This is a genomic window from Micromonospora sp. NPDC049679 (genome assembly GCF_040659735.1).
Lineage (GTDB): Bacteria > Actinomycetota > Actinomycetes > Mycobacteriales > Micromonosporaceae > Micromonospora_I.
The window spans coordinates 127929-150384 of record NZ_JBFANZ010000004.1 but is presented as its reverse complement, the minus strand read 5'-3'; the positions used below and the strand labels follow the sequence as shown (position 1 = coordinate 150384).

Annotated in this window: 20 protein-coding genes; 10 read left to right on the top strand and 10 right to left on the bottom strand. The window is 72.4% G+C overall.

All coding sequences use genetic code 11. From position 1 onward, the window contains the following. Positions 1-45: 45 nt before the first annotated feature. The 5 genes from AB0J06_RS04785 (at position 46) to AB0J06_RS04765 (ending at position 2659) form a co-directional block, all read left to right on the top strand. The gene (locus AB0J06_RS04785; protein ID WP_357424650.1) at positions 46-1053 is read left to right on the top strand and encodes a methionine synthase; all 1008 of its coding nucleotides are present in this window, start codon (positions 46-48) and stop codon (positions 1051-1053) included. Between the two features lie 41 nt (positions 1054-1094). Further along, positions 1095-1448, top strand: coding sequence for a VOC family protein (locus tag AB0J06_RS04780; RefSeq protein ID WP_357424648.1), 354 nt, complete (start codon positions 1095-1097; stop codon positions 1446-1448). Positions 1449-1512: 64 nt separating this feature from the next. After that, positions 1513-1716 carry a hypothetical protein gene (locus tag AB0J06_RS04775; RefSeq protein WP_357424646.1) on the top strand — a complete coding sequence of 68 codons (204 nt, stop codon included), beginning with the start codon at positions 1513-1515 and terminating at the stop codon, positions 1714-1716. A 65-nt stretch (positions 1717-1781) separates the two neighbouring features. After that, entirely contained in the window at positions 1782-2204 is a 423-nt protein-coding gene (locus AB0J06_RS04770; RefSeq protein ID WP_357424644.1) for a hypothetical protein, read from the top strand. Further along, positions 2108-2659, top strand: a complete 552-nt coding sequence (locus AB0J06_RS04765; protein WP_357424643.1) for an RNA-guided endonuclease TnpB family protein — start codon at positions 2108-2110, stop codon at positions 2657-2659. Before AB0J06_RS04770 ends, AB0J06_RS04765 begins: the two co-directional genes overlap by 97 nt. Before the next feature lie 86 nt (positions 2660-2745). On the opposite strand, the gene AB0J06_RS04760 is transcribed toward AB0J06_RS04765, so the two are convergent. After that, positions 2746-3318, bottom strand: coding sequence for a type II toxin-antitoxin system PemK/MazF family toxin (locus AB0J06_RS04760; RefSeq protein WP_357424641.1), 573 nt, complete (start codon positions 3316-3318; stop codon positions 2746-2748). A 329-nt stretch (positions 3319-3647) separates the two neighbouring features. On the opposite strand from AB0J06_RS04760, the gene ligA reads away from it, so the two are divergent. From ligA to gatB, 5 genes are all read left to right on the top strand, one after another. Beyond that, entirely contained in the window at positions 3648-5768 is a 2121-nt protein-coding gene (gene ligA, locus AB0J06_RS04755) for an NAD-dependent DNA ligase LigA (protein ID WP_357424639.1), read from the top strand. 182 nt (positions 5769-5950) lie between these two features. Further along, positions 5951-8044 (top strand): EAL domain-containing protein, encoded by a 2094-nt coding sequence (locus AB0J06_RS04750; protein WP_357424637.1) that lies wholly within the window; start codon positions 5951-5953, stop codon positions 8042-8044. 123 nt (positions 8045-8167) lie between these two features. Then, entirely contained in the window at positions 8168-8467 is a 300-nt protein-coding gene (gene gatC / locus AB0J06_RS04745; protein ID WP_357424635.1) for an Asp-tRNA(Asn)/Glu-tRNA(Gln) amidotransferase subunit GatC, read from the top strand. Between the two features lie 2 nt (positions 8468-8469). Then, positions 8470-9945, top strand: coding sequence for an Asp-tRNA(Asn)/Glu-tRNA(Gln) amidotransferase subunit GatA (gene gatA / locus AB0J06_RS04740; RefSeq protein WP_357424631.1), 1476 nt, complete (start codon positions 8470-8472; stop codon positions 9943-9945). Positions 9946-10148: 203 nt separating this feature from the next. After that, a complete protein-coding gene (gatB, locus tag AB0J06_RS04735; RefSeq protein WP_357424629.1) occupies positions 10149-11651 on the top strand; it encodes an Asp-tRNA(Asn)/Glu-tRNA(Gln) amidotransferase subunit GatB in 1503 nt (500 codons plus the stop codon). Between the two features lie 473 nt (positions 11652-12124). Here the strand turns inward: gatB and AB0J06_RS04730 are convergent, their stop codons facing one another. The 9 genes from AB0J06_RS04730 to AB0J06_RS04690 form a co-directional block, all read right to left on the bottom strand. Then, on the bottom strand, positions 12125-13144 hold the full coding sequence (locus AB0J06_RS04730) for a Pecanex-like protein 1 (RefSeq protein WP_357424627.1): 1020 nt from the start codon (positions 13142-13144) through the stop codon (positions 12125-12127). 72 nt (positions 13145-13216) lie between these two features. Next, positions 13217-13981 (bottom strand): DUF4142 domain-containing protein, encoded by a 765-nt coding sequence (locus tag AB0J06_RS04725; RefSeq protein ID WP_357424625.1) that lies wholly within the window; start codon positions 13979-13981, stop codon positions 13217-13219. Positions 13982-14335: 354 nt separating this feature from the next. Beyond that, on the bottom strand, positions 14336-14974 hold the full coding sequence (locus AB0J06_RS04720; RefSeq protein ID WP_357424623.1) for a hypothetical protein: 639 nt from the start codon (positions 14972-14974) through the stop codon (positions 14336-14338). A 259-nt stretch (positions 14975-15233) separates the two neighbouring features. After that, positions 15234-16025: a zf-HC2 domain-containing protein gene (locus AB0J06_RS04715; protein WP_357424621.1), complete on the bottom strand. Its 792-nt coding sequence runs from the start codon at positions 16023-16025 to the stop codon at positions 15234-15236. Continuing rightward, positions 16022-16714 carry a sigma-70 family RNA polymerase sigma factor gene (locus tag AB0J06_RS04710; protein WP_357424619.1) on the bottom strand — a complete coding sequence of 231 codons (693 nt, stop codon included), beginning with the start codon at positions 16712-16714 and terminating at the stop codon, positions 16022-16024. Before AB0J06_RS04710 ends, AB0J06_RS04715 begins: the two co-directional genes overlap by 4 nt. Before the next feature lie 77 nt (positions 16715-16791). Beyond that, positions 16792-17649: a fused MFS/spermidine synthase gene (locus AB0J06_RS04705; RefSeq protein ID WP_357424616.1), complete on the bottom strand. Its 858-nt coding sequence runs from the start codon at positions 17647-17649 to the stop codon at positions 16792-16794. 193 nt (positions 17650-17842) lie between these two features. After that, the gene (locus AB0J06_RS04700; protein ID WP_357424614.1) at positions 17843-18817 is read right to left on the bottom strand and encodes a hypothetical protein; all 975 of its coding nucleotides are present in this window, start codon (positions 18815-18817) and stop codon (positions 17843-17845) included. After that, positions 18814-21306: an SMC family ATPase gene (locus AB0J06_RS04695; protein WP_357424612.1), complete on the bottom strand. Its 2493-nt coding sequence runs from the start codon at positions 21304-21306 to the stop codon at positions 18814-18816. Before AB0J06_RS04695 ends, AB0J06_RS04700 begins: the two co-directional genes overlap by 4 nt. Further along, positions 21303-22454: an exonuclease SbcCD subunit D gene (locus AB0J06_RS04690; RefSeq protein WP_357424610.1), complete on the bottom strand. Its 1152-nt coding sequence runs from the start codon at positions 22452-22454 to the stop codon at positions 21303-21305. Before AB0J06_RS04690 ends, AB0J06_RS04695 begins: the two co-directional genes overlap by 4 nt. Positions 22455-22456: the final 2 nt, after the last annotated feature.

The window sequence follows — 22456 nt, the reverse complement described above, 5'->3', positions numbered from 1 at the left end:
GCACGCCAAGGTCGGCGAGCCGCGAGGTCGGTAGAGTCAGCGGTCGTGACCGAGCAAACATGGCCGTGGCCCGCCGGATCGGCGACCGGGATCGGCTCGCTGCCCGGCACCGACACCGCCGAGGCACAGCGAATCGTGCTGGGTGAGCTGCCCGATTTTCCCCATCTTCCCGAGCTGCCCGATCGCGGTGCCGGCGCCGACCTCATCGGCCGTTCCGCCACGTTCCTCGTCGACCTTCCGGTCGAGCTCTACGCGGGCGCCTGGCGCGTCGCCTCGCGCCCCGGTCGGGACCTGCGGCGCGCGCTCGATCTGCGCGAGCGCGATCTGGACGAGCTCACCGAACAGGCCGAGGGGTTCACCGGGCCGCTCAAGCTCCAGGCCGCCGGGCCGTGGACGCTCGCGGCCGGCCTCGACCTCGGGCTCGGTGGCCGGGTGCTGCGGGACCCGGGCGCGGTGCGCGATCTCACCGAGTCCCTCGCCGAGGGGCTGCGCGGCCACGTCGCCGACGTCGCCCGCCGCGTTCCCGGCGCCACCGTCGTGCTGCAACTCGACGAGCCGTCGCTGCCCACGGTGCTCCTCGGCCGGGTACCGACGGAGAGCGGGCTGCACAGCTACCGTTCGGTCGAGGGGAGCACCGCCGCCGACGCGCTGCGCCGAATCGTGGACGCCATCGGCGTACCGCTGATCGTGCACTGCTGCGCCCCCGACGTACCGCTGGATCTCATCCAGGCGTCCGGGGCCGTCGCCGTCGCGCTCGACCTGGATCTGATCGAGCGCCTCGACCCGCTCGGTGAGGCGCTCGACGCCGGGCTCGGCCTGCTCGCCGGGGCCGCGCCGGCGCTGCCGCCGCCGGGCGGTCGCGCGCCGTCGTCGGCGCAGGTCGCCCAGCGCGTACGGCAGGTCTGGGACCGCCTCAGCTTCCCCGCCACCCAGTTGGCCCGGCAGGTCGTCGTCACGCCGGCCTGCGGGCTGGCCGGGGCCCCCGTCGAGTACGCCCGCGCGGTGCTCGCCGCGTGCCGGGACGCCGGCCGCCGGCTCTACGAGGCGGATTGACCGTCCGGCAACCGTCGGACCCGGCAGTCATGATGACGGGCATGATTGGACGTCTCTACAACGTGGTGATCGACTGCCCGGACCCCCGGGCCCTCGCCGGGTTCTACAGCGAGCTGCTCGGCCTGCCGGTCGTCAGCGACAGCGGCGACTGGGTGGTGATCGAGGGCGGTTCCAGCCGGGTCGCGTTCCAGCAGGCGCCCGACCTGCGCGAGCCGCGCTGGCCCGACCCGGAGCGGCCGCAGCAGTTCCACTTCGACGTGATGGTCGACGACGTCGACGCGGCGGAGGCCAAGGTGCTGGCCTTGGGCGCCAAGCGGCTGCCGGGGGAGGGCGACGACTTCCGGGTCTACGCGGACCCGGCGAACCACCCGTTCTGTCTGGTCTGGGAGGCCTGACCGATCCGATGGTCTACCGGTAATCCCGGCGGGTCGTCGCGGCGGGCTGGATAGCCTGCCGGTGATGAGTGAGCGACGTGACGCCCCGCCGGCCGGCCTGTATCGCCGGGGCCGGGCGGTGCGGCCCCGGCGTCGCCGGCTGGCCCGGCTCTGGGCGACGCTGCGGCGATACCGGATGTTCGCGTTGGTGATCGTGCTCGCGCTGGCGGCGATCGTGTTTCTGTGGTGTGCCGGCGTCGCGGCGTTCCGGCTCGTCGACCTTCGCTGACCGGTCCGCCCCCCTTACGGTGAGGGTGTGATGCACTGTCGTACCCATGCGTCATCATCACCGTCGTGTGGCGCCGCGGCCACGCCCGGCTGGTCAACATCAACGTGGCCCGTCACTCCGACGGGCGCTGGTACGCCACCATCTGCTACGGCGGTGAACTCAGGGTGCCGGCCGACCAGCACAGCACGCCGGCCGGGCCGGTGGTAGGCGTCGACCGTGGGGTGAAGACCGCCGCTGTGGTGGCCACCAGCGGTCGGCAGCTCGTCAACGAGCTGCCCGCGGTGCGGGCGCTGCGCGACGCGCTGCGCCACGTCAAACACCTACAACGCGCGGTGTCCCGCGCGGAGAAGGGCTCGGCGAACCGGCACAAGGCCGTCACCCGGCTCGGCCAGTGTCTGCCCGGGTCGCGGCCGTACGCGCGAACGCGCTGCACACGTTCACCGCCCGGGTCGCCCGCGACCACGCCGTGGTTGTCGTGGAGGGACTGAAGACGGCGAACCTGATGCGCAACCGTGCCCTGGCACAGGCGATCGGCGATCAGGGCTGGGCCGAGCTGGCCCGGCAGCTCAAGTACAAGACCGTCCGCCACGGCGGGCGGAGCCTGCCGGCGGACCGGTGGTTCGCCTCGTCGAAGACGTGCTCTGCGTGCGGTGTAGCGAAATCCAAGCTCACCCTCGCCGAACGCACCTACCGCTGCGGCGCGTGCGGCCTGGTCTGTGACCGGGACGTCAACGCCGCCGCGAACCTCGCCGCCTGGGGCGAGCACGAGTTGGGCCTGTGTCCCTGCTTGGATGCCCAGGTCGGGGACCGCCACCCGGGCGGCCCGTCAGGGATCGCAAGGTCTCATGCCTGTGGAGGGCGGGTGTCAGTCGCGACCAGTCAGGTCACGGTGGTGCCGCCCGGCGAAGCAGGAACCAGCCGGCCCCGCAACTGCGGGGCGTAAGCACTGGACGCCCCGGACAGGGGCGCTTACGGCACAGGGCAGATGGCAGCGCCATCACACCCTCACCGTAAGGGGGGGCCGGTCCGTCAGCGCGTCACGCCGTGCAGCTTGCGCACCTGCGCCCAGAGGGGTCCGTCGCAGGTCCCGGCCCGGTCCTCGAAGGCCGCCGGGGCGACCCGGATCGGATCGGTCAGGTCCAGGAAGCTGTCGTGGTCCGCGCTGGGGTCCCACTCCCTGGTGGGAATCCGCACGTGGTCCGTGCGGTCGCTCTTGTCCTGGCTGGTGATCTTCAGCACCTCGACGCCACCGTTCCCGCTGCGCAGCACCAGGCAGGGGCGCACCTTCGATCCGCTGCCGTCCTCGTAGGGGACGTCGGCCCACCAGATCTCGCCGGGACGCGGTTGGACGGTGGCCGTACGCGATCCGCCGCGTTGTCGCGTCGGGGCGGTCGCCGGCGTGGCGCCGCGCTGCCGTGTGGTGCCCCGCGGCGAGGTCGTGCCCCGCGGTGGGCGGGTGCCGCGCGGGCGGGGCGGTGGTCCCGGGCGGGGCCCTTTGGTCGGAGGGGTCCCGCGACCGCGACGGTTCCGCGCCGTCACGCCCCCGGCCAGTGTCAGCAGCACGGCGGCGACGCCGACCAGCCATGGCAGCCATTGCGACATTGCGCCTCCCCAGTCGCGGATGTCCGTTCCGGCGTGACGCCGCGTCGCACATCGTCGGTTCGAACCGCGATCCTCGCACGCTCGGCTGGGCCGTGCGGGGCGCGAGGGATGCCCCGTCGATCAAGGACATATGCACACGATCGGAGATCAACGCATGCGAACGCGCCCTTGATCGACGTCAACGGGGTCGGGACGGCCGCGGGCGGGGCGACCGGGCGGGCGGAGATCGCGGTGCGGGGGCGCGACGCGCCGGGGCGGGACGGCACATGGGCAGGATGTCGGCCGGGGCGGATACGGTGCCGGGAGAACCGCGAGCACGGAGGTCATTGGTGTCTGAGGAAGCCGTCCCGCAGCAGGTCACAGCCGCGCAAGAGGCGTTGGCCGGGGTGGAGCCCACCCCGGAGGCGCGGGAGCGGCACGCCGCGCTGGCCGAGGAGATCGACCGTCACCAGTTCCGCTACCACGTGCTCGACGCGCCGGAGGTCTCCGACGCCCAGTACGACGGGCTCATCCGTGAGCTGACGACGCTGGAGGAGCGGTTCCCCGCGCTGCGCACGCCGGACTCGCCCACCCAGCGGGTCGGCTACGCGTACGCGACGCAGTTCGCGCCGGTGACCCACGCCGAACGGATGATGAGCCTCGACAACGCGTTCGACGACGAGGAGCTCGCCGGCTGGGCGGAGCGGGTCGAGCGGGACGCCGGCGGTCCGGTCTCCTACCTGTGCGAGCTGAAGGTCGACGGGCTCGCCATCAACCTCACCTATGAGCGGGGTCGGCTGGTCCGCGCCGCGACCCGCGGTGACGGTCGGACCGGTGAGGACATCACGCCCAACGTACGGACGATCCGGGAGATCCCCGAGCAGCTGTCCGGCGAGGTGCCGGAGCTGGTGGAGGTCCGCGGCGAGATCTACTTCCCGGTCGAGGCGTTCGGTGGGCTCAACGCCACCCTCGTGGAGCAGGGCAAGGCCCCCTTCGCCAATCCGCGCAACGCGGCGGCGGGTTCGCTGCGGCAGAAGGACCCGCGGATCACCGCCTCGCGTCCGCTGCGCATGGTGGTGCACGGCCTCGGCGCCCGGCGCGGCTTCGAGCCGGCCCGGCAGTCCGCGGCGTACGAGACGCTGGCGAGTTGGGGCCTGCCGACCAGCAGGCGCTGGAAGGTGGTTCCGGACCTCGACGGGGTGCGCGGGTTCATCGCCTACTTCGCGGAGCACCGGCACGCGGTCGAGCACGAGATCGACGGTGTGGTGGTGAAGGTCGACGAGGTGTCGATCCAGCGCCGGTTGGGCTCGACCAGCCGGGCGCCGCGTTGGGCGATCGCGTTCAAGTACCCGCCGGAGGAGGTCAACACGAAGCTCCTCGACGTCAAGGTCAACGTCGGGCGCACCGGACGGGTCACTCCGTACGCGGTGTTGGAGCCGGTCAAGGTCGCCGGCTCGACGGTCGGCTTCGCCACCCTCCACAACGCGGGTGAGGTGGCGCGCAAGGGCGTGCTGATCGGCGACACGGTGGTGATCCGCAAGGCCGGCGACGTGATCCCCGAGGTGGTCAGTCCGGTCGTCGATCTGCGTGACGGTTCCGAGCGGGCTTTCGAGATGCCGACCCACTGCCCGGAGTGCGGCACGGAGCTGCGCTACGAGAAGGAGGGCGACGCGGACATCCGCTGCCCCAACCTTGACTGCCCGGCGCAGCTGACCCGCAAGCTCGAGTACATCGCCGGGCGCGGGGTCCTGGACATCGAGGCGCTCGGTGAACGGGCGGCGATCGCGCTGGTCGACTCCGGCGCGGTGACGAGCATCGGTGATCTGTTCGATCTGGACGCCGAGGCGCTCGCCCGGGTGGAGTTCTTCCGCAACCAGGACGGCACCCTGAGCGCCAACGCGCACACCCTGCTGCTCAACCTGGAAACGGTCAAGCAGCGCCCGTTGTGGCGGATCATCGTCGCCTTCTCGATCCGGCACGTCGGTCCGGTCGCCGCGCAGGCGCTGGCCCGGCACTTCCGGTCGGTCGACGCGATCGCCGCCGCGCCGCTCGATGAACTGGTGGCGGTCGAGGGTGTCGGTCCGGCGATCGCGGCCGCGGCGGCGGACTGGTTCGCGATGCCGCGCGCGCGGGAGATCGTGGAGCGGTGGCGGGCGGCCGGGGTGCGGCTGGTCGAGGAGGGAGGCGACGAGGGTCCGCGCCCGCTGGAGGGCGTCACGGTCGTGGTGACCGGCTCGCTGGCCGGCTATTCGCGGGACGAGGCGGCCGAGGCGCTGCAGTCGCGCGGCGGCAAGGTGAGCGGCTCGGTATCGAAGAAGACGAGTTTCGTGGTGGTCGGCGAGAACCCGGGGTCGAAATACGATAAGGCGGTCTCGTTGAAAATCCCCGTCCTCGACGAGGCGGGCTTTGCGACATTGCTGTCCCAGGGCGCGGAAGCGGCACGTAAAGTTGCACAAAGTAGCGAGGAGTAATCGCTCAGTTAATGCAACGTGAACATGAATTTTGGCGGCAACTTGCCACGTATCTCAAGTTAGTCACGACAACGTCCCATTCGTGCCTCTAGACCCTCGCACTCCTATGGTGGGAGCGTTTGGTGGAGCGGTTCAGGGACGTGGCGGTGGGCTGCGTCGGCCGATAGATGTCGGGAGGTCGCATGGAGGCCGCCGTGCTGCGGAACTCCGTTCCCTCCGAGCGGGCGGTGACGTTCTTCAGCTTTGTCTGGCCGGTCATTGCGGCGGCCGCCGTCGTCTCCGCCGTACCGTTGCTGGACCTGCCGAATCAACTCGCCGCGCTGCCGCCGGCCTTCTGGGTAATGGGCGCGTTGGCGGTGGTCTGCGACGCGCGGCCATTCACCCCGCCGGGTCGTCGGCAGAGTTCGGCGGTATTCCCCTCCATATGCTTCACCTTCGCGATTCTGCTGGCCTGGGGGACCGCGCCCGCGATCGCGGTGCAGGCCGCGGCGGTCGCCGTCTCCGCCTGGCGGCTGCGGCACACGCTGTGGCGCGCGGTCTTCAACATCGCCCAGTACGCGCTCGCGCTCTCGGCCGCCGACGCGGTGATCCGCCTCGCCGGCGACCGCGCCTTCGTCACGGACGGGCCACCGAAGTGGACGGACGTGACGGTGGTCGCCGCGGCGGCCGCGGCGTGGTTCGCCGTCAAGTACGGCACCGTGACCATCGCCGTGCGGCTGCGCTTCGGCGGCCAGTGGTGGCCGACCTTCCAGCACGGGCTCGCGTTCGAGCTGCTCTCGACCGGGGCACTGCTGCTGCTCGCCCCCGTGCTCATGGCCGCGGCCCACGCCAGCGCCGCGCTCGTGCCGCTGGTCCTGGTGCCGCTCTACGCGGTCTACCGGATGGCCCGGCTCTCCGCCGAGCAGGAGCAGTTGGCCCGACTCGATCCGCTCACCGGCCTGGCCAACCGCAAGGCGCTGCTCGGCGAGGTGGCCGAGCAGGTGCCGATCCACGCGGAGCAGGCGACGAAGGGGGCGCACGACCGGCACCTCGCGTTGCTCCTGCTCGACCTCGACCGGTTCAAGCACGTCAACGACGCGCTGGGGCACACGGTCGGCGACCGGCTGCTGGTCGAGGTCGGCAACCGGATCTCGGCGACCGTACGCCGGCAGGATGTCGTGGCGCGCCTGGGCGGCGACGAGTTCGCGATCCTCGCTACCCGCCTGGCCGGCACCGACGACGCGCGGCACCTCGCCGACGAGGTGATCGCCGCGCTCTCCGAGCCGGTGGCGATCGACGGGCTGCCACTCGACGTCGGGGGGTCGATCGGCATCGCGCTCTACCCCCAGCACGGCGAGGATTTCGCCACGCTGATGCGCCACGCCGACGTGGCGATGTACGACGCGAAGCACCGCGGTGACGCCTCGGCCGTCTACTCCCCGGAGTCCGACCACAATTCGCCGGAGCGGCTGAGCCTCCTCGCCGACCTGCGCCGCGTGCTGGACCCGGGCGGGGCGCACAGCGCGGAGGCGAGCGGTCGGGGCGGTGAGATCACCATGTACTACCAACCGCAGGTCCAGATCGACACCGGCGAGGTGGTCGGGGTCGAGGCGCTGCTGCGCTGGCGGCACCCGCAGCGCGGCATGGTCGATCCCGAGGAGCTGATCAAGGTCGCGGAGCAGAGCGCGGTGATGCGCCTGCTGACCCGCCGGGTGGTCGATGACGTGGTGGAGCAGCTCGCCAAGTGGGCCGCCGCCGGGGTGCACCTGCGGGCCGCGCTCAACGTCAGCGTGCGCGACCTGCACACCGGCGAGATCGCCGAGCAGATCGCCGAGCGGCTGTCGCGGTACGGCGTACCGGCCGGGCAGCTGCAACTGGAGATCACCGAGGGCGCGTTGATGGCTGACCCGCGGCGGGTCCTCGCGACCATCTCCCAGCTCGACAAGATCGGCGTGAAGATCGCATTGGACGACTTCGGCACCGGCTACTCCTCGATGCAGCATCTGCGCCGGTTGCCGCTCGCGGAGGTGAAGGTCGACCGGTCGTTCGTCCTCGGCATGGCGCTCGACGCGGAGGACGCGGCGATCGTGCGGTCGATCATCGACCTGGCCCGCGCGCTGGGGCTGCGGGTGGTCGCGGAGGGGGTCGAGGACGAGCGGACGTGGCGGCTGCTGCACAACGCCGGCTGCCACGTCGCGCAGGGCTGGTTCTACGCCCGGCCGATGCCCGCCGACGAGTTGGTGACCTGGCTCGCCCGGTACCGTCCCCTCAACCCCGGCCCGCCCCCGTTGAACTGATCCGGGGGAGTCGGAGCACGCTCCCCGGAGCGGGACAAATAGACTCGCTCGGGTCACGGCGCGGATCCACGCTGCGCCTGACCCGGACCCGACACACTCATCACCAGCGCACAAGGGGGCAGGATGGCTGCCATCTCCCGCGAGGAGGTCGCGCACCTGGCGCGCCTGTCGCGGCTCGCCGTGACCGAGGAAGAGCTGGAGACCTTCGCCGGCCAGCTCGATGTGATCCTCCAGGCGGTCGCCCGGGTCGGCGAGGTGACCGCCGGGGACATCCCGCCCACCTCGCATTCGGTGCCGTTGACCAACGTGCTCCGCGAGGACGTGGTGGTGCCGGGGTTGAGTCGCGAGGACGCGCTCGCGGGCGCGCCGGACGTGGCGGACGAGCGGTTCCGCGTACCGCGCATCCTGGACGAGGAGGTCTGAGCGTGAGCGAGCTGACCAGGATGACCGCGACGCAGATCGCGGCCCTCATCGCCGGCGGCGACGCCTCGGCGGTTGAGGTGACCCGGGCGCACCTCGACCGCATCGCGGCCGTCGACGACCGGGTGCACGCCTTCCTGCACGTCGACAGCGAGGGCGCGCTCGACGCCGCCCGGGCGGTCGACGCCCGTCGCGCCGCCGGCGAGGCCCTCGGGCCGCTCGCCGGCGTGCCGATCGCGGTGAAGGACGTGGTCACCACGCGCGGTGTGCCGACCACCGCCGGCTCGAAGATCCTTGAGGGCTGGCGCCCGCCGTACGATGCGACGATCGTCGAGCGGCTGCGTGCGGCCGGCATGCCGATGCTCGGCAAGACCAACATGGACGAGTTCGCGATGGGCTCGTCGACCGAATACTCCGCCTACGGGCCGTCCTACAACCCGTGGGACCTGACCCGGATCCCGGGCGGCTCCGGTGGCGGCAGCTCCGCGGCGATCTCCGCCTACGAGGCGCCGCTCGCGATCGGCACCGACACCGGCGGGTCGATCCGCCAGCCCGGCGCCGTGACCGGAACGGTCGGGGCGAAGCCGACGTACGGCGGCACCTCCCGCTACGGCCTCATCGCCTTCTCGTCGTCGCTCGACACCCCGGGGCCGTGTGCCCGGACGGTCGAGGACGCCGCGCTGCTGCACGCCGTGATCGCGGGGCATGACCCGCGCGACTCGACGTCGATCCCCGCCCCGGTGCCGGCGGTCGTGGAGGCCGCCCGGCGCGGCGCGACCGGCGACCTCACCGGGATGAAGCTCGGCCTGGTCACCCAGTTCGCCGGCGAGGGGGCGGAGCCCGGCGTGATGGCCGCGTTCCGCGATGCGGTCGACGCGCTGACCAAGCTCGGCGCCGAGGTGGTCGAGGTCTCCTGCCCGCACTTCGAGTACGCCCTGCCGGCGTACTACCTGATCGCGCCGAGCGAGTGCTCGTCCAACCTGGCCCGCTTCGACGGGGTCCGGTTCGGGCTGCGTGTCGGCGACGACGGGGTGAAGTCGCTGGAGGAGGTTATGTCGCTGACCCGCGACGCGGGCTTCGGTCCGGAGGTCAAGCGGCGGATCATGCTCGGCACCTACGCGCTGTCGAGCGGCTACTACGACGCCTACTACGGGCAGGCGCAGAAGGTGCGCACGCTCATCACCCGCGACTTCACCGCGGCGTTCGAGCAGGTCGACGCGCTGATTTCGCCGACCACGCCGTTCGTGGCGTTCCCGCTGGGCGCGCGCACCTCGGATCCGTACCAGATGTACCTGGCCGACCTCTACACGATCCCGACCAACCTCTACGGCGGTCCGGCCATCTCGGTGCCGTGCGGGCTGTCGGAGGGGCTGCCGGTGGGTCTGCAGGTGATGGCGCCGACGATGGCCGACGACCGGATGTACCGGGTCGCCGCCGCGCTGGAGTCGGCGATCGGCACGCTCACGCCGCCGGCCCTGTAGCCGTCCCATCCCGACGATCTTGGCCGCGTGGCAGACGCGGGTCGCGCCACAACTCCAAGATCGTCGGGATCATGGCGGGTCGGTGGCTTGACGCGTCGTGACCGACGCGACGGCCTCCGCGCGAAACCCCGCGCAGGCTGGCGCGGGCGAGCCGATAGGCTTGAGCACGTTCTGTCCGGATGCCGCTGCGAGCAGGAGCGTTGATGAGCACGACCGCGCTGCCCACGTACGACGATGTCGTCGAGCGCTACGAGCCGGTGATCGGCCTGGAGACCCACGTCGAGCTGGGCACGAACACCAAGATGTTCTGCGGCTGTCCGACCGAGTTCGGCGCCGAGCCCAACACCCAGGTCTGCCCCGTCTGCCTCGGCCTGCCCGGCGCCCTGCCGGTCGCCAACAAGGCGGCGATCGAGGCGACGATCCGGATCGGTCTCGCGCTCAACTGCTCGATCGCCGACTGGTGCCGCTTCGCGCGCAAGAACTACTTCTACCCGGACATGCCGAAGAACTTCCAGACCAGCCAGTACGACGAGCCGATCTGCGTCGACGGCTGGCTCGACGTGGAGGTCGACGGCGAGCTCGTGCGCATCGAGATCGAGCGCGTGCACATGGAAGAGGACACCGGCAAGACGCTGCACGTCGGCGGCGCGACCGGGCGCATCCACGGCGCCACCGAGTCGCTGGTCGACTACAACCGGGCCGGCATCCCGCTCGTCGAGATCGTCACCAAGCCGATCCCGGGCACGGGTGCGAACGCCCCGGCCGTGGCGCGCGCCTACGTCACCGAGTTGCGCGACGTGATCCGCACGCTCCACGTCTCCGATGTGCGGATGGAGCAGGGCTCGCTCCGCTGCGACGTGAACACCTCGCTCAACCTCCCGGGCGCCGAGTGGGGCACCCGCACCGAGACCAAGAACGTCAACTCCCTGCGCAGCGTCGAGCGGGCGGTGCGGTCGGAGATCCTGCGGCAGGCGGCCGTCCTCGACGCCGGTGGCCGGATCGTCCAGGAGACGCGGCACTTCCACGAGGACACCGGCGACACCACCCCGGGTCGGTCCAAGGAGACCGCCACGGACTACCGCTACTTCCCCGAGCCCGACCTGGTGCCGATCGCCCCGGACCCGGCATGGGTCGCGGAGCTGAAGAGCGCCCTGCCGGAGCTGCCGCGGCTGCACCGCCGGCGGCTGCAGGAGCAGTGGGGCCTGAGCGACCTCGACATGCAGTCGGTGCTCAACGCCGGTGCGGTCGAGCTGATCGAGGAGACCGTGGCCGCGGGCGCCACGCCGGCCGGCGCGCGCAAGTGGTGGCTGGGTGAGCTCGCCCGTCGGGCCAACGAGTCCGGCGTCGAGCTCGCCGCCGTCGGAGCGACCCCGGCGCACGTGGCCGAGCTGCAGCGCCTGGTCGACGAGGGCAAGCTCAACGACAAGCTGGCCCGCGCCGTGCTGGAGGGGGTCGTCGCCGGGGAGGGCACGCCGACCGAGATCATGTCGGCGCGCGGCCTGGGCGTTGTCTCCGACACCGGCGCGCTCACCGCGGCCGTGGACGAGGCGATCGCGGCCAACCCCGCCATCGCCGACAAGATCCGGGACGGCAAGGTGGCGGCGGCCGGCGCCCTGGTCGGTGCGGTCATGAAGACCACGCGCGGGCAGGCGGACGCCAAGACGGTACGGGACCTGATCCTGGCCCGCCTCGGCGTCGAAGGCTGACCGCACACGCGCACATGCCGCAGGGCGCGCTCGCTGCGCTCCCCGTCGATCAAGGACTTTCGCGTCGATCAAGGACGTGTTCACACGGTTGAAGATCCAACCACGGTCACGTCCGTCCGGATCGAACTGTGCTCGGTGATCTCCAGCCAGACGTCCGTCGGTTGCACCCCGGCATGCGGATGTCGAGGAACACCGCGTCGACGTCGTTGTCGCGCAGCACCCGCCCGTCCCGGCGCCGCCTTCCGGAGCCATCTGCGTGTCTGTCGACCCGGCGCGCTTGTTGCGCGGGCACCTCCCTCCTGCCGTCGGGGGCGCGGCCGGGCCGCACCGTGGGGAACGGTGAAACGGAGCCGTCCACCGGGGATGGGTTACGCGTCGGTCGTCATCCGGCTCTCCACTTCACGGGTGGCGGCGTCGGCGCGGTGGGCGGGCGGTTCCGTTCCGGCTCCGGGAAGGTTCCTGGTGCGACGGGGTCAGCGGGTCACGGTGACCCGTACCACGTCGAAGGCGGGGATCTGGTTGGCCCGCTGCATCATCGGCACACGATGCGAACCGTCGCCGGCCCAGACCGCGCACTGCGCCTGGCCGGTGGCCGGCAGGCCCGCGATCTGCACCGCGACCTCGTCCGGCTGGGCGCTGCCGCGACCGTCCTCGGTCGCGACGAAGAACGCCGGCACCGGGGCCGGGTCGGGCGCGGTGCGGGTGCTGTCCAGCATCCGGCAGGCGCTGTGGAAGTGCCCGCGCACCAGGCCGTTCGCGTCGAGGAACGAGCTCTCCTTGTAGTAGCCGCCCTGCCCGGCCGCCAGGAACCGGTCGCGGACCAGGTTGCGGGTGCTGACCCGGATCGTGAACGCCTGGTTGACCCGGACCCGCTGCGGGGCGGAGGAGATCAGCAGCGTCGGGTTCTTGTCGGCGTTGCCGACCTCACCGAACTGGGTGCTCACGCAGCGGTCGCCGTTCTGGAAGCCGTCGTGCGCCTGGCGCTGGCTGCCCTCGCAGTTGTTGCCGAGGATCTCCAGCCCGCCGCCCGGATTGCCGGTGCCCGGGTTGCCGCTGCCCGTGCCGGGGCTGGTGGTCGAGCCGGGGTTTCCGCTGCCCGGAGCCGGGGTGCAGTTGCCCTGCCCGCGGCCACGCCGCGCCAGCGTCTCCGCGTTGGCCGGCTCCTGCCCGTCACCGATGTGGTGGCGCACGCCCGCTCGTTCGCCGGCGTACGTTCCCGCGCTCGCGCCGGGGCGCGGGGTGCCGGGCGCGACGGTCGGCGCCGGGCTCTCCGTCGCGCCGGGCGCGCCGGGGGTCGCGCACACCGCGCCCCGGGGGCGTTGCCCCCGGGTGCCGGCGTTGGACACCTGCGTCACGGCGACGATGCCACCGAAGACGGCCAGTGTGGCGGCGACCGCGATGATGCGGGTACGCGGCTTGGCGGCCGCGATGCGTCCGCGGGCCGACCGACTCTCGCCGCTGTACGACATGTCCTGCCGTCGTGATCTGTTCACGTGGTGCCACCTCTTTCTTCCCGGACGGCGAGGGATGCGGCCGTCCGAACCAGATGCAGAATCAGGAACTGTTCAGCGGGAGCGGATCAGGCGGAACGTGGTGGCCGCGCCCGCGACGAGCGCGGCGATCAGCACGACCGTCATGATGGAGCCGTTGATGCCGTCGGAGTTGGCCCGCGCGACGGCCCCTTCCAGCAGGGTCCCGTCGGTGCCGTACTGCGCCCCGGCCGGCCCGGCCGGCCGGGGCAGGCCCTGGTAGTCGACCAGCCCGGTGCTCTCCAGCAGGGTCAGGTGGTTGAGCACGAAGCCGTTGGCGGCCTGCGCCAGCCCACGGACGACGTCGTTGCGGGTGCCGGAGCGGACCGTGGCGATCGCCGGGAAGACCTTGCCGTGCGCGGCGCGGAGCCGGTCGACGAAGATCGTGTCGAACTGTGCCCCGGACGCCTCCGTCATCTCCCGCAGCCAGAACCGCTGATCGACGTTGGGCTCGTCCGGCAGCGGCACACCCACCTTCGCGGCGGCGACCTCCGTGAGCCTGTCCAGTTCGGCGTGCTGCTTCGCGATCTCGGCGCCGATCTCGCGGACCCGCTTGTTGGCGCCCTTCTCCGCGGCCATCTGGCCGGCCGGCTGCTCCCACAAGCCCGCGAGCTTGACCTTGACCAGCAGGTCCTGGTCCGCCGAGCTGATCGGTTCGGCGGCCGCCCGCGCCGCTGCGACGGGTGCGGCCCCGGCCGTCGCGGGAGCCACGAGGACGACGCCGAGAAGCCCGCCGGCGATTCCGGCGAGGACGGTCGCGGTCCAGCGCATCCCGCGCGGCAGCCGTGATGCCGGCACCATGTTCCCACCTCCCAGGCAATGGGTTGACGATTGCTGGAGAAAACCGTATTGAGGCGACGGGACAATCGTCAACTCGCTACAAATAAAATAGGCAAGTCTTAGGTGTCACTTAACAGAAACTTATGTCGAGGTGGACGACCTCGCGGCATCAGCCGTTCGGATGATGTTCCGAGTTCAGATCCCCGCCGAAAACCGTCATCGCCGGGCCGGCCGGGTGTCATTCTTCCTGATGTCGCTCGCCGTGGTCCGGCGATTGTTTCTGCGTAATCGGCGTCCACCCATGACGCGGCGACGACCGGCCGCGCCCTCCCTGGCAACGGCCGGCCGCCGCGTCGTGGCGGACGGGATGTGCTGTCAGTACGTGTACCCGCCCGAGCTCGCACCGCTGTCGCCACCGGTGCCGCTCTCCGCCGGCGGGGCGACCGCCTTCGGCGTGCCGGTCGGCAGGCAGGAGAGGTTCTTCTTGCCGTCCGGCGCCACCACGAACCACGTGCCGCCGACGCCCTGGCCCTTCCACTGCCCCGGCTTCTCGTCGCCCGCGTAGCGGTAGACGGGCCAGCCGTCGAGGGTGAGCTGCTTCGTACCGTCCTGCCGGTTCACCGTGCCGACCTTGTCGGAGGCGATGCCGGAGAGAGCCGGGTTGCCGTCGGTCAGTGCCGGCGGCCAGATCTTGGCGCATTCGCCGGCGCAGTTCGTGGCGGGCGGCTTGTTGGTGTCCTTGTCGAAGCGGTAGAGGGTCCACCCCTCCCCGTCGGTGACCACCTTGCCCATCCGGGCGACGGACTTGTTCACGAGTTGGTCGGTGAGCTTGACGTCCGACGGGGCCTCCGCGGCCGCCTCGGGTGACGCGCTCGCCTCCGCGGCCGCGTTCGCCACGGGCTGGGCCTCGGCGCCGCTGGCGTCGTCCGCGTTGTAACCTGCCGGCGCGCAGCCCGCCAGAGTCATGGCCGCCAGCGTGCCGGCGAGGATGACGGTTCGCTTTACCAGTGCCACGTGCGCTCCCTCAATCGTCCACGTTCGGTCTCAACGGGAAATACGCAGCTCACCTGCCGGCGGATTACCTGATAGACAGTGGACAATTTCACACCCGGTCGTTGAACCGATCGGATGCCCGCTGCGTGTGGCAGATCGCGGGGGTCTGCGCGGTGGTCGCCGCGAATGCCGCCCAATGCTGGTGGCTACGATTCCGGGGCGCGCGGGCGACCGCCCACGCGCCCCGAATTCGGTCGAGCGTCTGAGAAGGGAAAACGCGTCAGACGGGCACCGTCACCAGTGCCTTCGCCACGCCGTTCGCATCCACCGACTGCACCTGCACCCGATCGATGTCGTCGCGTGGCGCGGCCGTCGCGGCCTGCAGCAGCAGCGGCATCGGTTGACCGTCGGTGCCGTAGCCGGCCGCCGGCACCGACCAGGTCGACAGGACCTCGGCGATGCCGCTGGCCCGCATCACCACGAGTCGACACTGCATCGGCCCGGGCAGCTTGCTGAGCGCGAACGACACCTGGGTGCCCCACGCCGCCGCCTCCAGCACCAGGTCGGCGCGGACGCCGCTGCTGTTGTCGATGCCGCTGAACCGCTCGGCCCCGTCCGGCACCTCCGGGCCGCCGATGCCGGGACCGGGCTTACCGTTACGCCACTCCGGGGGGATCGCGGAGGTCACGGTGGGCTGCGGTTGGGCCACGACGCCGCCGGGCGACTCGCCGAACCACTGCCCGCCGGCGAAGAGGGACGCTCCGGTGAGGCTGGCCATCGCCACCACGCCGGCCGCCGCGGCGAGCAGCCGTCGGCTGCGCAGCCGACGCCGATCCTCGGCGACCACCGTGATCATCCGGTTCAGCATCGCGCTGTCCGGGCCCGGTGGCTCCGACTCCTCCAGCTCCGTGAGCTCCACGTCGGAGAGCAGGTCCACGACGGGGAGCATGGACTCCAGCTCCGCGGCGCAGGCCCAGCACCCCGCGAGGTGTCCCTCGAAGCGCTCCACGTCGGCCTCGTCGAGCACGCCCAACGCGTACGCGCCGACATCCCAGTGCTCCGCGCGGCTCATTCCGTCACCCCCTGCTTCTGCAGGGCGGACCGCAGCGAACGCAAGGCGTAGTAGACCCGCGATTTCGCGGTGCCCAGCGGCAATCCGAGCTCCTCGGCGGCCTCTGGAACGGTCCGACCCCGGAAGTACGTCTGGACGAGAATCTCGCGATGCGGCTGGCTCAGCGTGCGCATCGCGTCGGTGACCGTCATCGTCCGCAGCACCCGATCGGTGCTGTCGCTCTCCGCGAAGCTCTCCAGGTCACGGTCGTATTCCTCGGCCGGCCGGGCCCGCTCGCTGCGGTGGTCGTCGATGGCGATCCGCCGGGCCACGGTGACCAGCCAGGGGCGGAGCGACTGCTGGCCCTGGGCGCCGAGCCGATGCGCGTTGCGCCAGGCGCGCAGCAGCGTCTCCTGCACGATGTCCTCGGCCCGTTGCCGGTCGCCCCCGGTGAGCCGGAGCACGAACATCAGCAGCGGTCGCGCGTGCTCCTCGTAGAGCATCCGGACCAGGTTGTCCTCATGGCTCGTTTCGGGGGGCGCGGCTTGATGGCGGCGGCGAGCCGTTCCGGACGTCACCGGGACATCATCGCGGTCGTCCCGCCTTCCGTCGAGAGTCTGCCAGCGCTCTGCGGCGCGCTGCTGCGGAGTGCTCCAGACCGGGGCCGACCTGAGTCGGTCACCGTGCCAGCCGCTGGCTACCGCCTGCATGGTAGACCTCCGTCGACGTGAGTGAGCCGGCCCGCGGCCGGGGCCACCGAGGGGTACGGCGCGCAGCCGCGATCGGATCAAAGCGCGATGCCGAATGTTCCCTGAGGTGGTGGCAGTGATGGCTGCGCGCTCGCATCGGTGGTGATCCGCGCACCGCCGATGAACCGCTCCAACTCCGTGTCGTACAGCACACGGCCCGGAAACCAGTCGCCGGCGGCCCGCCGGGTCAGCGCGGCGACGGGTGGTTCGACTCGGCCGGCGACCAGCACGAGATTGCCGAACCGCCGGTTGCGCAGCACGGCCGCGTCGGTGACGAGGCAGATCCGCGGCAGCGCGGCGCGGACCGTGGCGACCTGCGCGCGGGCGTGCCGCAGCGGCGGTCCGTCGGCGAGATTGACGAGCAGGAAGCCGTCGGGGGTGAGCGCCCGGGCCGCCTCGCGCACGAACTCCACGGACGTCAACGCCGCCGGCGTACGGGCGCCGGCGAAGACGTCGGACACGATCAGGTCGTAGCTGCCGTCGCGGGCCGACGCGACGGCCGCGCGCGCGTCCCCGATGCGTACCCGCAGCCGGGGGTCGGCCGGCCAGGGCAGTGCCCGCCGAACCAGCTCGACCAGCGCCCCGTCGATCTCGACGACCCGCTGGGTGGAGCCGGGACGCGTCGTCGCGATGTAGCGCGGCAGGGTCAGCGCGCCGCCGCCGAGGTGCAGCACCCGCAGCGGCTGGCGTGGCGGCGCGACGAGATCGATGGCGGCGGCCATCCGCCGGATGTACTCGAACTCCAGATGCGTGGGGTCGTCGAGGTCGACGTGGGACTGCGGGGCGCCGTCGAGCAGCAGGGTGAACGAGCGCGGCCGATCGGGGTCGGGGCGCAGCTCGGCCAGGCCCGACTCCACGGGGATGAGCTCGCGTTCCGTCCCGCGTTTGCGTGCCATTCCAGCAGTATGCCGGCGCGCGTCACGGACCGACCCGCCACCGCCTCGCCCGCGCCGCCTCCCCGTCGATCAAGGACGTATTCTCACGAGTTGATCTCGGATCGTGTGAATACGTCCTTGATCGACGCGAAAGCCCTTGATCGACTAGGGAATTGTGGTGCGCGATGGTCCGGGTCGCGACGTCCGGCAGCGGTCAGCGGTCAGCGGCCGTCGGGGCGCTCCGGGCGGCCGCCACGCTCAGCGCGCGGTGCAGCAGCCGCGCGTCCCCCAGCAGCCCCCGCAGTCGGCGCTCCAGCCCGGCGATAGGGATCAGGTTCTGCGGCGCCCTCGGGTCCTTGTACGGCGTCGAGGCGAACCGGGGAAGCGTCACCAGCGACAGGTCGGCCAGCCCGATCGCCGCCTGCGGGGTCAGCTCGGCGGAGCACTCGACCCGGACGATGCCCGCCCAGGGCGCCCCCGCGGATCCGGGCAGCCGCAGGTACCACGACCAGCCACCCCACGCCGTGCCGAGCGCGAAGACGGGGGAGCGCTGGCCCGCTCGCAGCGACGTGACCACAGTGGAGAGTTCCGCGGGGAGGTACTGGCTGTGCTGGGTCTTGATGTAGCCGATGGCACGGGGCAGCTGCCGTCGGTTACGCAGCGGGCCATCGACCACCAGCAGGTCGCCGTCCACCCGCGCCGCGTGGGAGACCTCCACCTCCAGCGCGGTGAGCGGCCCCTGCACCGCCGCCGGCAGCTTGCTCAGCTCGCCGGTGCCCGAGACGCGCTGCACCGCGTAGCGGATCTGCCCGGCGACCACGTCGGTGGCCGACGGGCTGGCGGTGAAGAGACCGCGCGCGACCCGCGTCCCGGCCAGCTCCGCCGCCCCTCGCCGCAGGTCGCACCGGACCACGCCCGCCGCGTAGGAGGCGGCGAGGCCCGGATAGGAGACGCCGTCGTCCTCCTGCGTCCACAACCCGGCGTCGATGCGGCGGACGCCGTCGACCAGGAGTACCACGTCCGGCGCCCGCACGTCGGGAGGCGCGGTGAGCGGCCGCCAGGCGTTGGTCGGTAGCTCGACGCCGGCGTCGACCTGCGCGCTGCTCGGTGCCGCCGGGCCACCCGGTGTCGCCTCGAACGATGCCCCGTACGCCGGGTCCCAGGCGTCGACGAAGAGCCGGCCGCTCACAGGCCGGTCCGTTCGACGTGGGCGGTCCGCGCGTCCTTGCGTACCTCGAACCGGACCGGGACCCGTTCGGCGAGCGCCGCCACGTGGGTCACCACGCCGACCATCCGGTCGCCGCGGGCGGCGAGGCTCTCCAGCGTCGTCGCGACCGTGTCGAGGGTGGCGGAGTCGAGCGTGCCGAATCCCTCGTCGAGCACGATCGACTCCAGGCTGGCGGCGGTGGTGGACATGCCGGCGAGCTGCTCGGAGAGGGCCAGCGCCAGGGCGAGCGAGGCCTGGAACGTCTCGCCGCCGGAGAGCGTGCGCACCGCCCGGCGCAGGCCGGCGTCGTGATGGTCCACGACATAGAACTCGCCCTTGTCGTGGACGAGGTCGTACTGCCCGGACGACAGGTCGCGCAGGATCCGCGACGCGCCGTCGACGAGCAGGTCGAGCGCCTCTTCCAGCAGCCAGCGTTCGAAGTTGTTGGCCCGCAGGTGCCCGGCCAGCGCCTTGGCGACCTGGCTGTCCCGCTCGTGAACGGCCCGCTGATCGGCGAGGCGCCGGGCCTGCTCGCGCCGCTCGGTGAGGCGCCGCTGCTCGGCCTCGGCCCGTTCGACGGCGACCGCGGCGGCACGCGAGTAGCCCGCGCCGTCGGCGCCGCCGGCCGGCGTGGTGAGTCCGGCCGCGGTGAACAGCGTCGCGATCCGCTCACCGGCCGCGCCCGCGGCCGCCTGTGCCGTGTCGACGCCGCCGGCCGCGTCGACACGGTCGGCACGGCGGCGCGCCACCTCGGCGTCCGTCCAATCGCGCAGCGCCGCCCAGGCCGCCGCGACGTCATCGCGGTCGGCGCTCGGCGGTCCGAGCCGGGCCATCCGGTCGCGGGCCGTGTCGAACTCCCGCCACGCGGTCCGCATCCGGTCCTCGGCCATCTCGACCCCGGCCTGCGCGCGCCGTTGCGCCTCGCGCGCCGCCCGGACCGCGCTGCCCGCGTCGTCGAGTTCGCGTTGCAGCGCCGCGATCGCATCCAGCTCACGGCGCAGCACCGCCGGGCCGGGGGAATCGGCGAGCTGCCGGTCGAGTTCCGCGCTGCGGGCCGCCAACTGCTCGTGCTGGGCGCGCGCCCGGTCGAGTACGCGTTCGAGGTCGCGTGCCGCCCGTTCCCGCTCGGCCATCACCTTCTGCGCCGCGTCGTTGTCGGCGCGGGCGGCATGCCCCGCCGCCTCGGCGGCGGCGACCGCGGAGCCGGCCGGGGTCGGCGGCACGGTGTGCACCGGCTGGGTGCAGACCGGGCAGGCGGCGCCCGCGACGAGCTGCGCCCGCAGCGCCGCGGCCCGGTCGGCGCTCTGGGCCTCCTGGTACGCGCGGCGGGCCGCCTCGAGCTGCTCCACCGTCCGCGCCGCGTCGGCGCGCGCCCGGTCGAGCGCCGCCACCGCGTCGGCGTGCTCGGACCCGGCCCCGGCCACGCCCTTGGTGAGCGCCGCGGCCTCGGTGGCCAGCCGCTCACGGTCGGCGTGCGCCTGCAGCCGCAGCCGCAGGGCGGCGGCGTCGCCCGCGCCGGTCAGCGCGGCGCGCAGCTTCTCCTCGCCGTCCTCGGCGGCGGCCACCGCGGTGCCCGCGTCGGCGGCCATCGCCCGCGCCTCGGTGACCGTGCGGGCGACGGCGGCCACGTCGGCGGGGGGTCGGACGGCGCTCAGCTGCGCGATCTCCGCGTCGAGCGCGGTCAGCGCGGCGGCGGCGTCGGCGGCGTTCTGCTGGGCTTCCCGTAGCGCGGGTACGGCGGACTCGACGGCGTCGGCGAGGGCGCGCATCGCATCGGCCCGCGCGTCGGCCGCCGCCACGTGTTCGTCGCCGGCCCCGGTGAGCCCGTCGAGCACCTGGTCGACGGCGGTGAGCTGCGCGTCGGCGTGCATCGCCCGGGTCGCCGCCCGCTTCTGGATCTCCTCGTAGACCTCGAGACCGAGCAGGTTGATCAGGATCTGCTGGCGGGTGGCCGGCTTCGCGTGCAGAAAGTCGGCGAACTGCCCCTGCGGCAGCAGCACACAACTGGTGAACTGCTCGTACGGCAACCCGACCGCGTCGAGGACTGCCTGCTCCATCTCGGCGGGGGTGCCGGCGAGCACCTCGCCGAGGTCGTCGGGGCTCATCCCGGTGTCGAGCTTGGTGACGTCGAAGCCGGCGGGCATCAGCTGCAGCCCGGCGTTGCCGGTCTTGACGTTGCCCCGCCCGTCGCGGCGCACGACACGGGTGGCGACGTAGCGGGCGCCGGCGCACTCGAAGACCAGCCGTACGCGTGCCTCGGTGGCCGAGGGCGCGAGCGCGTTGGCGATGCCCCGGCTGCTGCCCCAGCGCGGCACCTGGCCGTAGAGGGCGAAGCAGATCGCGTCGAGGACGGTCGACTTGCCCGATCCGGTCGGCCCGACCAGGGCGAAGAAGTCGGCGTCGGTGAAGTCGATGGTGGTCTCGTCGCGGAAGACGGTGAACCCGGCGAGATCCAGTCGCAGCGGTCTCACGACGAGCTCACCTCCTCGTAGAGCGTGTCGAACAGCCCGCGTACGCCGTCGTCGGCGTGCCCGCGCTGCTCGAGGTAGTCGGCGAACAGCTCGCGGGGAGAGCGGCCGGCGCGCTGCGCGGAACGGCTTCCGGCGTTGGTGGAGGGCACCATCTCCGGGTCGATGCGCACCTCCAACGCCCGGGGCAGCAGCGCCTGGACCTCCTCGCGCAGCCCCGCGCGGGGCGCCTCGCGTACGAAGACGCGCAGCCACGCCTCCGGGTGCGCGTTGGCGGCCAGCTCATCGAGCGTGCCGCGTACGGTGCGCAGCGGCGTGGCGGCGGTGACCGGCACGTCGCGCATCCGGGCCGCGGTCGTGGCGGTGACCTCGACGATGGCGACCGACGGGGTGTTCTCCTCCTCGCCGAAGTCGACGGCGAGGGGGCTGCCGCTGTAGCGGATCGGACAGGGGCCGAGCACCTGCTGCGCGCGGTGCAGGTGGCCGAGCGCCACGTAGTGGGCGTTGGTGGGGAAGACCGTGGATGGCACGGCGTAGCCGAGCACGCTGTGCGCCTCGCGTTCGCCACCGCCCATCAGACCCCCGACCACGGTCAGGTGGGCGGTGATCAGGTTGACCACGTCGGGCTCGCCGAACCGCTCGGTCAGCCGCCTGACGAGCCGCGAGACGTGGTCGGCGTAGGTCTGGGTCGCCTCGGCCGCGGTCAGGTCGTACATCTCGGTGGCCCGTACGGCGTAGCGCTGCGACAGGAACGGTAGCGCGACGACCCGCCACCGTTCGCCGCCGGCGGTCACCCCCTCGATGACGTGGTCGTCGGCGTTGTCGCGGACGGTGCCGCGCAGCACGATGCCGGCGGCCTCCGCCCACGGGCGCAGCGCGTCCATCGCCGGCCCGTTGTCGTGGTTGCCGCCGATCGCGACGACCTGGGCGCCGGTGCCGCGCAGCGCGGAGAGCGCGCGGGTGACCAGTTTCGTGGCGTCGGAGGTGGGGGTTCCGGTGTCGTAGAGGTCGCCGGCGACGATGACGAGGTCGGGACGCTCGGCGCGGGCGATCTCGACCACCTGGGCGAGGACCGCGACGTGCTCCTCCACCCGGGAGTGTCCTTTGAGCACCTTTCCGACGTGCCAGTCGGAGGTGTGCAGAATCTTCACGA

Coding starts and splice junctions, on each gene's coding strand:
- gatC (WP_357424635.1), top strand. CDS start 8,168: ATGGCTGCCATCTCCCGCGAGGAGGTCGCGCACCTGGCGCGCCTGTCG.
- AB0J06_RS04750 (WP_357424637.1), top strand. CDS start 5,951: ATGGAGGCCGCCGTGCTGCGGAACTCCGTTCCCTCCGAGCGGGCGGTG.
- AB0J06_RS04715 (WP_357424621.1), bottom strand. CDS start 16,025: ATGAGCCGCGCGGAGCACTGGGATGTCGGCGCGTACGCGTTGGGCGTG.
- AB0J06_RS04705 (WP_357424616.1), bottom strand. CDS start 17,649: ATGGCACGCAAACGCGGGACGGAACGCGAGCTCATCCCCGTGGAGTCG.
- AB0J06_RS04760 (WP_357424641.1), bottom strand. CDS start 3,318: ATGTCGCAATGGCTGCCATGGCTGGTCGGCGTCGCCGCCGTGCTGCTG.
- AB0J06_RS04710 (WP_357424619.1), bottom strand. CDS start 16,714: ATGCAGGCGGTAGCCAGCGGCTGGCACGGTGACCGACTCAGGTCGGCC.
- AB0J06_RS04725 (WP_357424625.1), bottom strand. CDS start 13,981: ATGGTGCCGGCATCACGGCTGCCGCGCGGGATGCGCTGGACCGCGACC.
- gatB (WP_357424629.1), top strand. CDS start 10,149: ATGAGCACGACCGCGCTGCCCACGTACGACGATGTCGTCGAGCGCTAC.
- AB0J06_RS04780 (WP_357424648.1), top strand. CDS start 1,095: ATGATTGGACGTCTCTACAACGTGGTGATCGACTGCCCGGACCCCCGG.
- AB0J06_RS04775 (WP_357424646.1), top strand. CDS start 1,513: ATGAGTGAGCGACGTGACGCCCCGCCGGCCGGCCTGTATCGCCGGGGC.